The sequence below is a fragment of the Bacillus sp. TL12 genome (assembly GCF_022625245.1).
GTDB lineage: Bacteria > Bacillota > Bacilli > Bacillales > Bacillaceae_G > Bacillus_A.
The window spans coordinates 12,738-26,039 of the sequence record NZ_JAJJBY010000022.1 but is presented as its reverse complement, the minus strand read 5'-3'; the positions used below and the strand labels follow the sequence as shown (position 1 = coordinate 26,039).

General features: G+C 36.3%; 14 protein-coding genes and 1 pseudogene. 9 read left to right on the top strand and 6 right to left on the bottom strand.

Annotated features, from left to right (window positions below; genetic code table 11):
* Positions 1–47: 47 nt before the first annotated feature.
* Positions 48–920, bottom strand: coding sequence for a LysR family transcriptional regulator (locus LOK41_RS18675; protein WP_241817795.1), 873 nt, complete (start codon positions 918–920; stop codon positions 48–50).
* 81 nt (positions 921–1,001) lie between these two features.
* Between LOK41_RS18675 and LOK41_RS29310 the strand changes: the two are divergent.
* Positions 1,002–1,100, top strand: a pseudogene (locus LOK41_RS29310) (lysine transporter LysE); the annotation flags it as partial.
* A 162-nt stretch (positions 1,101–1,262) separates the two neighbouring features.
* Here the strand turns inward: LOK41_RS29310 and LOK41_RS18670 are convergent.
* Positions 1,263–1,733 carry an NUDIX hydrolase gene (locus LOK41_RS18670; RefSeq protein ID WP_241817794.1) on the bottom strand — a complete coding sequence of 157 codons (471 nt, stop codon included), beginning with the start codon at positions 1,731–1,733 and terminating at the stop codon, positions 1,263–1,265.
* 227 nt (positions 1,734–1,960) lie between these two features.
* Entirely contained in the window at positions 1,961–2,089 is a 129-nt protein-coding gene (locus LOK41_RS29005; RefSeq protein WP_277818686.1) for a hypothetical protein, read from the bottom strand.
* Positions 2,090–2,248: 159 nt separating this feature from the next.
* Between LOK41_RS29005 and LOK41_RS18665 the strand changes: the two genes are divergently transcribed.
* The 3 genes from LOK41_RS18665 (at position 2,249) to LOK41_RS18655 (ending at position 5,288) form a co-directional block, all read left to right on the top strand.
* On the top strand, positions 2,249–2,680 hold the full coding sequence (locus tag LOK41_RS18665; RefSeq protein WP_241817793.1) for a VOC family protein: 432 nt from the start codon (positions 2,249–2,251) through the stop codon (positions 2,678–2,680).
* Between the two features lie 410 nt (positions 2,681–3,090).
* A complete protein-coding gene (locus LOK41_RS18660) occupies positions 3,091–4,539 on the top strand; it encodes a transglutaminase domain-containing protein (protein WP_241817792.1) in 1,449 nt (482 codons plus the stop codon).
* A gap of 356 nt (positions 4,540–4,895) precedes the next feature.
* Positions 4,896–5,288: a VOC family protein gene (locus LOK41_RS18655; protein WP_241817791.1), complete on the top strand. Its 393-nt coding sequence runs from the start codon at positions 4,896–4,898 to the stop codon at positions 5,286–5,288.
* Positions 5,289–5,769: 481 nt separating this feature from the next.
* Here LOK41_RS18655 and LOK41_RS18650 read toward each other — a convergent pair whose 3' ends face one another.
* The 3 genes from LOK41_RS18650 to LOK41_RS18640 all read right to left on the bottom strand — a co-directional run bounded on the left by LOK41_RS18650 (position 5,770) and on the right by LOK41_RS18640 (position 7,537).
* Positions 5,770–5,946, bottom strand: coding sequence for a hypothetical protein (locus LOK41_RS18650; protein ID WP_241817790.1), 177 nt, complete (start codon positions 5,944–5,946; stop codon positions 5,770–5,772).
* Positions 5,947–6,204: 258 nt separating this feature from the next.
* Positions 6,205–7,203: an HAAS signaling domain-containing protein gene (locus tag LOK41_RS18645; protein ID WP_241817789.1), complete on the bottom strand. Its 999-nt coding sequence runs from the start codon at positions 7,201–7,203 to the stop codon at positions 6,205–6,207.
* On the bottom strand, positions 7,190–7,537 hold the full coding sequence (locus LOK41_RS18640; protein ID WP_241817788.1) for a PadR family transcriptional regulator: 348 nt from the start codon (positions 7,535–7,537) through the stop codon (positions 7,190–7,192). The genes LOK41_RS18645 and LOK41_RS18640 overlap by 14 nt, the downstream gene beginning before the upstream one ends.
* 273 nt (positions 7,538–7,810) lie before the next feature.
* Between LOK41_RS18640 and LOK41_RS18635 the strand changes: the two genes are divergently transcribed.
* The 5 genes from LOK41_RS18635 to LOK41_RS18615 all read left to right on the top strand — a co-directional run bounded on the left by LOK41_RS18635 (position 7,811) and on the right by LOK41_RS18615 (position 13,273).
* On the top strand, positions 7,811–8,287 hold the full coding sequence (locus tag LOK41_RS18635) for a PH domain-containing protein (protein WP_241817787.1): 477 nt from the start codon (positions 7,811–7,813) through the stop codon (positions 8,285–8,287).
* A complete protein-coding gene (locus LOK41_RS18630) occupies positions 8,280–9,701 on the top strand; it encodes a PH domain-containing protein (protein WP_241817786.1) in 1,422 nt (473 codons plus the stop codon). The genes LOK41_RS18635 and LOK41_RS18630 overlap by 8 nt, the downstream gene beginning before the upstream one ends.
* Before the next feature lie 263 nt (positions 9,702–9,964).
* Positions 9,965–10,639 (top strand): response regulator transcription factor, encoded by a 675-nt coding sequence (locus tag LOK41_RS18625; protein ID WP_241817785.1) that lies wholly within the window; start codon positions 9,965–9,967, stop codon positions 10,637–10,639.
* Positions 10,636–11,970: a HAMP domain-containing sensor histidine kinase gene (locus LOK41_RS18620; RefSeq protein WP_241817784.1), complete on the top strand. Its 1,335-nt coding sequence runs from the start codon at positions 10,636–10,638 to the stop codon at positions 11,968–11,970. The genes LOK41_RS18625 and LOK41_RS18620 overlap by 4 nt, the downstream gene beginning before the upstream one ends.
* Positions 11,971–12,148: 178 nt before the next feature.
* A complete protein-coding gene (locus LOK41_RS18615; RefSeq protein WP_241817783.1) occupies positions 12,149–13,273 on the top strand; it encodes a hypothetical protein in 1,125 nt (374 codons plus the stop codon).
* Positions 13,274–13,302: the final 29 nt, after the last annotated feature.

Sequence of the window (13,302 nt, the reverse complement as noted above, 5' to 3'; positions counted from 1 at the left end):
AGAATATAAACGTATAGTACCTGTAGTACGATATTCCAAAGTTGATGTTATACAGATTCTAATGTTAACTCAATAAACTTTTCAACCGCAGGGGAATGCCATTTCTTTGGCTTGACGAGTAGATATGAGTATATAGCTTCAAATTCTTCATTGTGTTCCATGATATTCAATAACCCATTCTCAACCTCATTCTTCACGGTAATATAGGGTAATGCAGCAAATCCTAAGCCACTCATTACAGCTTGTTTAATTGCTTCCAAACTCCACAGCTCCATAGTTTGAAATTTAGGTAGTTTATGATTAGCCAAGTGTGTCTCAAACATGGAACGGTAACTGCATCCCTTTTCATTTGTAATAAAGTAGTCAGCAGTTCCCTTGTTTTTATAATCATCAAAATGTTGGTTTTTGTTCGGACTTGTAATTAAAACAATCTCTTCTTTGTGCAATTGATGGTAATTACAATTATCTAACTCTAATCTTGTCCAAATCATAAAAGCAACATCGACATGTCCACTCATAAGGTCTTTTTGGTTTTGTCCGCAAGTTCCGTTACTTAATATGATTTTCACATCTGGATATCTGGTCAAATATTTCCTCAAAATGGGTCCTAATCTGGAAATCGTTAATGACTCAGGTGCAGCAATTTTTAACTCTCCACTTACTTTGTTATGATTCTTCATCTGAGATATACGGTTATAAGAATGTAGTAATTCATCAGCCAAAGGAATTAATTCTTTTGCCAAGGATGTCAATTTTAACTCTCGTTTGACGTAAGTGAATAATTGTCCACCAATCTCCTTTTCTAACGCTTGAATATGAGAAGTAATGGTTGACTGCGTATATCCTAATTTTATGGCAGCATTCGTGTAGCTTCCAACATCAACAATTGTCCTGAAAGTAATAAGGTGTCTTATTTCCATTCGTACTAATCTCCTCTTATCTATTTAAAAAAATGATATTAACTATTTATAATTTCAATTTTACCGATAGATAGGGCTATATTTGGTTCGGCTTTTAAAAAGTTATTTTTAAAATACGATAAAATAACCAATACGATAATGTGTTTATTACTCATCTATTCTGCAATTACAATTTTCTAGAAAAAAAGACCCATCTTTAAAATCTTATCAAGACCTAATTTTAAAAAAATAAATAAATTAAAGGACATAACATATTTTACATAGCTAATATGTTATGTCCTTTTTTGTTTAACTAACGCGCCCGTTAGTTAAAGATTATGGATAATTAATTTGAAGGTGTTTTTATTTAAATACACCTTTTCTTTTGGAAAGCCAATCTTCTAAGGCATCGTCGTGTTGTTTTGTGAATAATTTCGGTATTTGGTCTATTGGGAAGTATTTTAAATCTAAAGTCTCAATACCATCTGCGGTAAGTTCCCCATCAATTGGCTTGCATTGAAAAAAATGAGTGATAGTCTGAGCTTTATCTCCGTTCGGAAACTCACCAGAATATTTAGAGTAGACACCTATAAGATGTTCAACCTCAACATTTAATCCTGTCTCCTCAAGTATTTCTCGTTTAGCGGTTTCTTCAAGAGATTCTCCAAGTTCCATAGCACCACCTGGAAAACCCCACTCATTTCTATCTTCCCGTTTTTGTAAAAGAATTTCATTTCGTTCGTTATAAACAATACCTCCAGCAAAATTAAGAAATATTAAATCTTGCCCTACTTTTCCCCGAATATAATGAATGTAGTCCTTATTTGTAGTCATAAATTTCCTCCCATTTATATATAAAATACAAATTAATTATAGATTAAATAGAAGAAAATGGTAATAAAAAATAATGTTATTCCTTATATAAATATTATTCGATATTCTCAACATCTAATTAACAAATATAAAATGCCAAAGAAAAGAGGATATATGCTCATATATTGAACATAATATCCTCTTATTAGTTTAGTATATTTAATATATAGAAAAGGGGTCTTTTTCTATTAAAAACATAACATATCTACAGCAAGGAAATGCTTGTATGCTGATTTGTACGGCATTCGCTTATTGATAATTCGAAAGAGCTGTCCATGACCTGATAAATCTCCAATCCAAAGCAACATTTTACTCATAATCAGTAACAATAAAGTCGTTTGAAAATCAGATATATTAAATGAACGCACGCGTTACTTTAAGTGTTTTTCTTCATAATTTAATAACTATCATAAATCAACTAAATCCTGTTAATGTTTAGAAAATGAAGAATTTACTATTAAAAGGTGGGGCTTTAAATGAAGGTTAATAGCTTTTATCCTGTAATAACGACGGATCACGTTGCGGAAAGTGCAAGTTTTTACAAACGTCACTTTGGATTTGAGGCGGTATTTGAATCCGATTGGTATGTCAGTCTGCAAAAGACGGAAAATGAGATTCCATTTGAGCTTGCGGTACTGAACGCTTTCCACGAAACAATTCCCTCACATTCTCGCAAGCCTGTAAATGGGCTGATTCTCAACTTTGAAGTTGACGATGTCGATAAATGGTACGAGAGATTAATCATCCAGGAAAAACTCCCCTTGCACCTTCCACTGCGAAATGAAGAATTCGGTCAACGCCACTTTATCACAAGTGACCCAAATGGAGTGTTGTTAGATATTATAACGATTATTCCTCCTTCAGAAATTCACCAGGAGCAATATGCAGAGAAGGTTTGGGATATATAAGAAAAAACAATCCAGTTAACTAGTTTAGATAGTTAATTCATTGACACATAAGGGAATAATAAAAGCTATTTTCTTTCCAATCGTTTTTATCCCGCATTAACGAGCAGTAAGACCCCCACCTCAAGATTCAGAGAGAAACGAGGAAGGTAGGTGGGGGATCAACTGCCCGTAAAAGCCCGATTGGTTCAACTAATAATCAGTGGGGGATGAAGAAAACCCCCACTGATTAAAGTTTCACTTTATGCAATATCGCATAAAAAATGATTGGAATTTTTGTTATAATAGCATAATTGTAGACTTTAAATCTCGTTTTTTAGTCGATAATATTGAATATTTGTTTTAGTTTTGCAACGCCCCTAGTGTTAAGGCTTAATAGATAAATAGGTCAAGAGAAGGGGAATATTGGATTTATGAAACAGAATATAAAAGTTTTAGCTATGGCAGTTGGTCTAACAGTTATGGGATCAACAGTAGCCACTTATGCAAGCGCTGATACAGGTTGGAAACAAACGAGATCAGTATGGAATTACTACAATGTAAACGGCGTGAAGCAAACAGGTTGGCAGCAGGTAAACGGAGCATGGTACTACTTCAACGGAAGCGGAGCAATGCAAACAGGCTGGCAGCAGGTAAATGGAGTATGGTATTACTTTAACGGAAGCGGAGCAATGCAAACAGGCTGGCAGCAGGTAAACGGAGCATGGTACTACTTCAACGGAAGCGGAGCGATGCAAACAGGCTGGCAGCAGGTAAATGGAGTATGGTATTACTTCAACGGAAGCGGAGCAATGCAAGCAGGCTGGCAGCAGGTAAACGGAGTATGGTATTACTTCAACGGAAGCGGAGCAATGCAAACAGGTTGGCAGCAGGTAAACGGAGTATGGTATTACTTCAACGGAAGCGGAGCAATGCAAACAGGTTGGCAGCAGGTAAACGGAGCATGGTACTACTTCAACGGAAGCGGAGCGATGCAAACGGGCTGGATCCAAGATAACGGGAAAAAGTACTACTTGGAAAGTAATGGTGTTTGGAATCCGAATGCTAAATCCACAAATAATGGTTCACGACCTGATGGGCAGCTGTTAGATGCATTTCAAAAGGAAATGAAAGTGCATATTAATAATCAAGAAGAAAATATAACAATGACATACAAATCCAAAAACTCTAATATTGATGAGGTTATGGATGCACTTGTTAAAGAATATGACAAGGCAGTCGAATCTAACGAATACTTGAATTATAATATTGCGCGTGCGCAATATTCTGTTCGTGGTATCCCAGGGAATTATACGTTTACAGTACAGGTTACATACCGTGAATCTAAAGCACAAACGAACTATGTAAAGACACAAGCGAAATCAATCGTCAAGTCCATTATCAAAGCTGGCATGGATGAACACGAAAAAGTAAAAGCGATTCATGATTATGTCGTAAAACACGTCTCTTATGATACTTCTTTTCAAGCTTATACAGCATATGAAGCTTTAGCAAATCGCTCTGCGGTTTGTCAAGGATATGCATTATTAACGTATCAATTGTTAAAAGAGGCTGGAATAGAAAATCATATTGTAACAGGAACTGGAAATGGACAACCACATGCTTGGAATCAAGTGAAAATTGAAGGGAAATGGTACCACCTTGATACAACTTTTGACGATCCAATTCCCGATGTGCAAGGGCGATTAGTGTATTCATACTATAACTTGTCAGATGAACAAATCGCTAAAAATCATCAGTGGGATCGTAATAAATTTGCGGCAGCAAAAACAAACTATGCGAATGAATTGGCAAGTAAAATCCAGTCGGGTAGCCCTAAATCAGGAAAATATCAGGAGATTTTAAAAGTTATTAAACATTAAAATGTAAATTTTGATGCAAACGCTTTAAAACACGTGTTTAAGCATACGGATATTATGAACCTGTAAAGGTGAGGAATATCCGTATGAAAAAGTACATGTATTCACGTAGAGGGTGTTGCAAAACCAAAATAAATATTCAATATTACATATTAATAAAACTAGCTGAATATATAGTAATTCGGTTTTTACGATCTTTTCTGTATCACGATAGAAAGTGTTGAACGATAATCATGTTGTTTTATTTGTTATGAGAATAACAAAGCTAAACATAGAGGAATATTGGAATCAGTAACGAAATGTTCAATGAATGACGACGGTATTGGCTCTTCGATAATATTTTTCAGGAGATGATTGATTTGAAGTTGTTGCAAATAAGGCTTTTGGTCAAAGATTTTAAGAAAAGTGCCATGTTTTACAGAGATGTATTGGAATTTCCAGTGAGTTGGTACGAGGAAAACATAGAATATGCTCTTTTCAATAATGGGGAAACGAAAATTGAACTTGTATCTCGAAAAGTGATGGCCGAATTGGTCGGAGAAGGAAATAAACCCTTAGAAGCTGAGTCTCAATCAAAATTTTTGCTTCAATTTGAAGTGGAAGATGTCGATCAAACTTATAACCGTTTAAGAGAAAAGGGAATTGAATTTGTTAATGAACCGCATGATCGTAAAGAATGGCGAGCGCGTGTTGCGCATTTTCGAGACCCTGACGATAATTTAATTGAAATATATAAAATGCTGTTAGGTTAAACGATATTAAATAATCTTAGTAGCACAGTTCAATTTATTTGAACTGTGCTACTTGTGTTTGAAGTAGAAGATTCCTATATTCAGTATGTTTCAATTCTATGAAAAGAGGACCAGCTAAGAATAGCAGGTCTTCTCCACGATGGCAAAGAATAGTTCTTACTCTACTCTTTAGTTAAAATAATACACGATTATTAATAAAAATTCTAGATTCTATATATTGAGAAATGAAGAAGATGGATTCTAATAAAAATTCATTTTGTAGAAAAATAAAGCCCTAGTTCCCTAGGGCAATGGGTATAACTGCTCGTTTCCGTCGAGCTATTACATGATATTCTGTAACAGTATGGGATACAACAGTGATTGTTACCAACAAAAGAGTAGCTAGCAAAAGCTAACTGCTCTTTTGTTGGTAATGGAAGAAATGGGGTGTCTGCATTATTGACGGAATATTGAGATTTATTATGAGAGAGGAGAGAGAAAGTTATGTTATATATTTGATGAAAAATTCTTTTATTAACAGTACCATTCCCAGAAAAAACAAGACTTCAAGTGAGAACCAGAACATACTTTTTTGTGGATTTTTAAATTCCATCATTACAGAGAAAAATAAATAAATTGCAATGAGCATGACAATAAAGAGACGGATTATATCAGACATTTATAGCACTCCTAATATTCACTGAGTTTTGTTATACAGTTATTTCCAATGTGATGGGATTTAAAAAGTATCTTATCAGAATTTAAACAAAATAATTTTTTTAATAGAAGCCGAGGAATGGCATTTGAAGTGCTTATTAATCTGTTGAATGAAATGTACCAAAGAGAGGAAGGGCACTTCACCTATAAACTAAGGATCCGACTTTTCAAGGAGGGGCTTGTTGAACTAAGCCCCATTATATTAATAGACAAATATTAATTAATGAATTTTAGCCTTACGAATACCATCAAATACACTGATTGCTGCAGATAATAGAAAGATGAAAATGCTACCCCCAATTATCCGCGATTCAAATTGGTTAGCAGTAATGTTGAATAAATCTGCTGTATACGCAATAAAATCTGGGTTCATTACATTTGGATTCGTGAATATCACAATGAATACAATGGTTCCGATAAGCTGGAGAGCGGTATTAAATATTGCGATTCCTTTTGTCCATTGCCTCTTCATTAATTTATAAATAGACAATGCGATTTCCAAAACGATTACAACAAGAACGATTGGCCAATATTGAAGCAATACATCCTGATTAAAAGCTGAGGTTACAAAGTCGAGTCCATGTGTACTACCTCTATACATGCCCACAAGCTGATTTGCGTAAAAATAAACGGTTGCCCAAATAGCAGTCCATAGTAAACTTCCAAATACTTCACACTTCGTAATAGCTTTTTTCTTGGGAATATAAGATATATCTTTCAAATTGTCCGCAGTCCATTTGGTAAACTTTGTTGTGAATGGTTGGATTCCTTTCGAATGATCTACTCGTTCAATAAGTGCGAAAACGAGTGTAAGCCAGAAAAAGACATGTATACCGACTTCAATGATGCTCCCTATACTAAAACCAATCATATCAAAAACGACATTAATGACTGCTTCTTCGCCATGATACCCTATAAAATATTTGGCAATGAGTGAGATTAGAGAAATAGTAGCAGCAATCGGTAAAATCATTTTTAATAATGTAACATATGTTTCAAAATAGTGGGGACCAATAAGATGCATTGGTCGATCGCGGTATTTACTAGCTAATATAGCAGGATTCCCTAATGTTTCAAGGACCCCTTTTATATTTTCTTCACTGTAATCATCAAGTAACATATCTTCAATAGTCGATCTTAACTCGAGAGCGATATCCTCACGACTTTTTTCAGGTAGTCTTCGAGTCACTTCTTGTATATAAATCTCAATTAGATTCATCATTTTCATCCCCTTTTAACACTTCTAAGAGTTTTTTAGAATTGTCCATCCATTCTCTTTTTAACTGTAAAAAAATTTCTAAACCATATTCACTTAGAACATAGTACTTACGCGGCCTACTTTCAGACGTATCCCAGCTACTTGTTACTAACTCCTGTTTTTCTAAGCGGCGTAGCAATGGATATAAAGTGCTTTGATCAATGCGAATATCTGACTGTTCTAACAATTGAACAAGTGAATATCCATACTGGGGCTTTTGTAATTGACTTAAAACAGCTAACGTCAAAGTTCCTCTCCTAAGCTCTGTTGTTAATGAATTCAATAAAGTATTCATTCATCCACCTCTTTTCTTGGTGTATGTTATACGGTATATGTTTTATACTATGCGTCACACACCATTATTGTTCCAACATCAATGTAAAAAATAATTTAGTATGAAATACATATTCTCTGAGCGACATCATTGTATTCTACATAGTAAGAAAAATAACAATCTATGGATTTACATAAAATGTTTGTTTTCCCTTGTTTTGTGTGATTGTGACATATTACAATGAAAGGGAAATAATATACATATTTCATAGATTTTTTAATTTGGAGTGATGAAATGCAGCCGTTAGAAAATGAAATTCATCCGAGTATGGTCAAGGTGTGGAAGATTCATGCTTTGATTGGGACGGGGGTACTGGTAAGTATTGTTTTAGCGTATCTCTTTTTTATGATCCAATATAACTGGTGGGGCTGGTTGTTCGGTATATTGGTTACCGTAACGATTGCATATGTACCATTAGATTATTTTATTTTTCCGGCATTACGTCAGCGGTACTATAGCTACCGATTAGATGAAGAGGAGATTGAAATTCAAAAAGGGATGTTCGTTGTAAAGCGTGTGCTCGTTCCGATGATTCGCGTTCAGCACGTGACGATTGAGCAAGGGCCGATTATGAGAAAATATGAGCTAGCAGAATTACAAATTTCAACGGCAGCGACTTCTCATAGTATCCCAGGTTTAACAAAGAGAGAAGCAGAAGAGTTAAAACGAAGAATTGGGGAACTGGCGAAAGTGAGTGATGAGGATGTATAAGAGGCAACATCCGATTACGATCTTATTTGATATAAGAATTTCTAGTTTAATTCCTCTTATTATCATTGTGTTGCTTGATGAAGATGGGGTAGAGCCTTGGTATTGGTTTCCTATTTTCATTGTGGGATTCGTGTTAATTTTGGCTATCTTTTCGTTTGTGAAATGGTACTTTAAAGTATATTGGATTGAAAATAATATTTTACATATAAAACAAGGAGTATTTGTTAAAAAGGAAAGCTATTTAAATAAAGAGCGTGTGCAAACCATTAGCACAACTTCCAATATCATCTATCAGCTTTTTGAATTGACGAAACTCAAAATTGAAACGGCTGGTGGCGGCAGTGAACCAGAGGTCACATTAGCTGGTATTAAGGAAGAAGAGGCGAAAGAATTAATCGCCTTATTAAATAAAGTAGAAGATGAGAAACCAGTAAAAGAAGAGGAAGGCTTGCGACGAGAAACAAATACAACGGTTTACCAGTTAACAGCGAAAGAAATTTTGCTAGCGTCTATTACGTCTGGTCAGTTTGGTTTGTTATTTTCAGGATTGTTTTTCCTCTATACACAGTTTGATAACGTTCTTCCAAAATGGTTAATAGAAGAAGTTGAAACATATGTGAAAGACAATAGTGTATATAACTTGTTATATATGGTCGCTATTTTGATTGTAATTTCATGGATCATTTCTACAATTGGCTATGCTTTAAAACATGCGAATTTTACCGTACAGAGAAATGGCAATGAGATTCGTATTTCACAAGGACTATTTGAGAAGAAAGAAATGGTTTTAAAACTGCACCGGATTCAGGCATTGACAATGAAAGAGGGAATTCTTCGTCAACCGTTTGGCTATTGTTCTATGGAAGTAGAAGTGATTCAAAGCATAGATACAAAGAATATGAATGTCATACTGCACCCGCTTATGAAAAAAAAGGATGTACAAGAGCTATTGACATATTTAAAGTTGCCGTATGAAATAGAAGAGGAAATTGTACATTTGCCAAAAGCAGCGCTACGCCGTTATCTGATTATGGGGTGGATGATTTTTGGGGCTATTGCGGCACCAATTATAGGAGCGAGTATGTATTTTCAGCAATATAGCACCCTATTTGTGCTTATCCCATTATTTTTATTCATTACGATTCTTGCATACGGTAAGTATAAGACAGGTGGCTATGCAATAAAAGGTGATCAGGTAACGCTTGTGCACAGGGGGATTGCAAAGTATACAGGATTTATGAAGAAAAGGCATGTACAAGCGATGACAAAATCGCAATCATACTTTCAGAAGAAAGACCGGCTATATACATATATTGTCGCAGTCGCTTGCAGCGTGGCAGGGCGTCATTACGAATTGAAGCATGTACGTGAAGAGGATGTAACTTGTGTACATGAGTGGTATAAGAAAAAATAAAGTTAGATATGTAACCCGGGTAGTGGATTGTTTAAAAATTCTATTATTCGGGTTTTTTGTATGCTATGGTCACTCTTAAATTAGGAAGGAGAGAGGAATGATAGAAAACAGCACCTCTTTTCCTTTTCATTAATTGCCCGTAAAAGCCCCTCACTGATTACAGTTTCACGTTATCTAGTTAAAAATAGACACTTATAAGCATATTTTGTGGTTAGAGAACTTAAATAAATGTGTGAAGATTCATTGTAGAGGAGAGAAATGTGATGGGATTAATAATTTTACATATAGAAGATGATGAAGAAATTGGATTATGGGTAAGTGAGTTTTTTACTGAACGGGGATATAAAGTAATTTGGTTGAAGTCTGGCCATCATGCATTTGATTACATGGAACAAACGGACGTTGTTATTATGGACATTATGCTTCCAGGACTTGATGGTTATACAGTTGGGCAGCGAATGAAGCGAAAGTTTCCTGAAATACCAATTATGATGCTCACAGCGAGAGCTTCAATAGAAGATAAACTGCAAGGGCTTGCTTTTGCAGATGATTATATGACGAAGCCGTACCATCCTGATGAACTCGAGGCCCGCATTCAGGTTCTCTTAAGGCGACTCGATGTAGTTTCCCCGGATCATATCCAGTTGAACCATTTAAGCATTGATCGGAAAGCCAACCGTATTTTGAGTTCACAAACGAATAAAGAGATTGTCCTAACTGGTAAACAGTTTCATATCTTTATGTTTCTTCTCAATCACCCAAATCAGATTTTGACTCAAAAGCAAATATATGAAGCTGTGTGGGAAGATTCCTATATAAAAGGGGATCGGACCCTTATGGTCCACATTCGTCATTTGCGTGAAAAAATAGAGATTGATCCTAGTCATCCGCAGATTATCGAAACGATTCGCGGCATCGGGTATCGGTTGAAGTTATGAATATTCGAAAATCACTCGTTACCAAATATTTGTTGTTGATCCTCGCCTCTTTACTCATGTGGCCTATTTTGCCAACAATCTATTATTTACCTGACATTTTGCTTAAACAAGATGAGATACAGGAGCCACTGGAAATAGAAAAAATGTGGGAACATGAAGCTGAACAACTACATGAAGCTAATGAGAATACAATCAATGAAAAGCTCGGTAAAATCCAAGAACATTATCCGAAAGCTGGGCTGTTTTGGGTCGACAAAGCGGGGAAAACCCATGTGATCAATCAGCGTATCGTAGACATTCCTGATCAATGGACACCTTTGAGTCTCATCAACTATCTCGATAGGAAAAAGAAACAAGATACATTCACTGTGACAGCTACGATTGGTAAAGATGGTGAACAAGGATTTATGATATTTCATATCCCAAAATCTCTTACGACGCTTGCGATTCAGCCAGTAAATGGAGATCTCTTTTTAATCCTTATTATTTTTGTCGTAGGTGTTTCGATTGTAGTGGTATCTTTGTTATTTTTCTTAAGTATTCGCAAAAGACTTGTACAACTTCAAAGTACAATGTCAGATACCGTAAATGATGGAATACCTGATAAGGTTACAGTCAATAACAGTGATGAGATTGGACAATTAGAAAAAGCCTTTAACAGGATGATCGATCAGTTAAAAGCCAGCCGGAAGCGCGAGAAGGAAGAAGAGTATCTGCGAAAACAATTGATTGCAAATATCTCTCACGATTTACGGACGCCTTTAACTGTTATTAGACAGCATGCCTACTCCATTCAGAATAATCCATCATCCTTAAAAGCAACCGCATCGGTACAAATTATCGTCAACAAACTAAACGATGTTGGAAAATTACTTGAAAATCTTCTTACTTACACATTGCTTTCAGCTGGAAAGTATCCATTAGAGAAGGCAAACATAGATGTGATTGAAGAGTTACGTAATGCTGTTGCTGAGTGGTATCCGGTTTTTGAGAAAGAAGGTTTTGAAGTGGATGTCCATTTGGCTGACCGTTCGCTGATTTGGGAGGTGGATCCTCTCTGGCTGCGCAGCATATTGGATAACCTGTTTCAAAATGTCATTAGGCATGCCAATTCTGGCGGATATATTTATGTAGAAACAATTGATCGTGACGGTGACTTATTTTTGGTTATCAGAGATAAAGGACGGGGAATGGAGCACCACTCGGAAGCAAAAGGAGCGGGCATCGGGCTATCCATCGTTTCGCTCATGACCAAGGAAATGGATATTTTTTGGGAGGTATCCAGTTCACCGCAAGGTACATGGCATTATTTAAGGAAAAAATTAAACTAGATTTAAACTTGAGGTCACCTTGATTTTCCATTCGCTCAATACAATGGATATCGAGGTGATTTTTTATGGTAGCTAAAAAAGAAAATAGGCTGTGGGTAAGGTTAGTGGCAAATTTGGATGCATGTGTATAAAAGAGTAGATCAGTTTCAAGAAAATAATAGGAAAGGGTGTTTTTTGAGTGGATTCAAAGACTTCGATTGACAAATCTAACATGGATACAAATGATGTATTGCCTTCACGAAAGAAAAGAGAAGGAATGAGCCTAAAGCGGTGGCCATCTTGGATTGGGTATATAGCCATTGCTTGGTCAGCCCTTTATGGATCAATGCATCTTTACTGGTTGCTTGGAGGAGAGGGGTATCCTTTTAAGAATGAAGATGGTATGGATTTGTTTGCTGGCAAGGTTAGTTATCTTCCGTCTCATATTGGAGGTATCATATTTGTTGTTCTTTGTCTCATAGGTATATTGGTTGGATTTTCAATGAGGAAGCCAGTGGAAAAGACTTTCCAAGAGCGGCTTATTCTTATCTATGCCTGGGGAGTTGCGGCCGCTTTACTCCTCTTTGTACCGGATGCCAGTCTGATTGCGGCCATGGCCTATGCTTTTTTATTAAAATTTAAGTTTGACTGGCTAATGTTCAATCAAATTATATGTGTTGTAGGAGCGGTATCTTGGGGGTTTTTCGCTGTAGCTTATCGGAGAAAAATACGCCATGCATGTGAATATTGTGGAAGGACGACAGATGGGAAAACATCTCTTCTCATGCGATGGAGTCGATGGATTACCTATCTTGCGGCTCTTGCTCCTATTCCATACGCAATTACGCGCTATGCTTGGGCACTGAAAATCCCGTTAGGAATTGACGCGAAGTTTTTGCAGGACTTTTCCAATGTCAACCCAGCGCATCATATTACTGAATGGGCTTTTGGATCGATATGTATCGCCGGTAGTATTCTTACGCTAGGTTTGATCCAGAAATGGGGTGAAACCTTCCCGCGGTGGTTCCCATTTGTTAACGGTAAAAGGGTGCCAATCCTACTGGCGGTGATTCCAGCATCGTGTGTAGCGATTGCTGTAACCGCTGCTGGTTTCACCTTTACTTTCGCTTTTATCGCGGTTCAACTTCAACTCGTGTCTACAGATAATATTTTGCTGAGTCACATTTGGGGTTCAATAGGGCCAATGCTTTTATGGATTTTCTGGGGTATAGCGCTTGGTCTTGCTTCTATCGCTTATTATTATCGTAGGAGAGGTCGATGTAATCATTGTGGTAGAGGTGAAATAGAAAGTATTTCTGGATAACAGGATAATGACTTTGTGGAAGACATAGA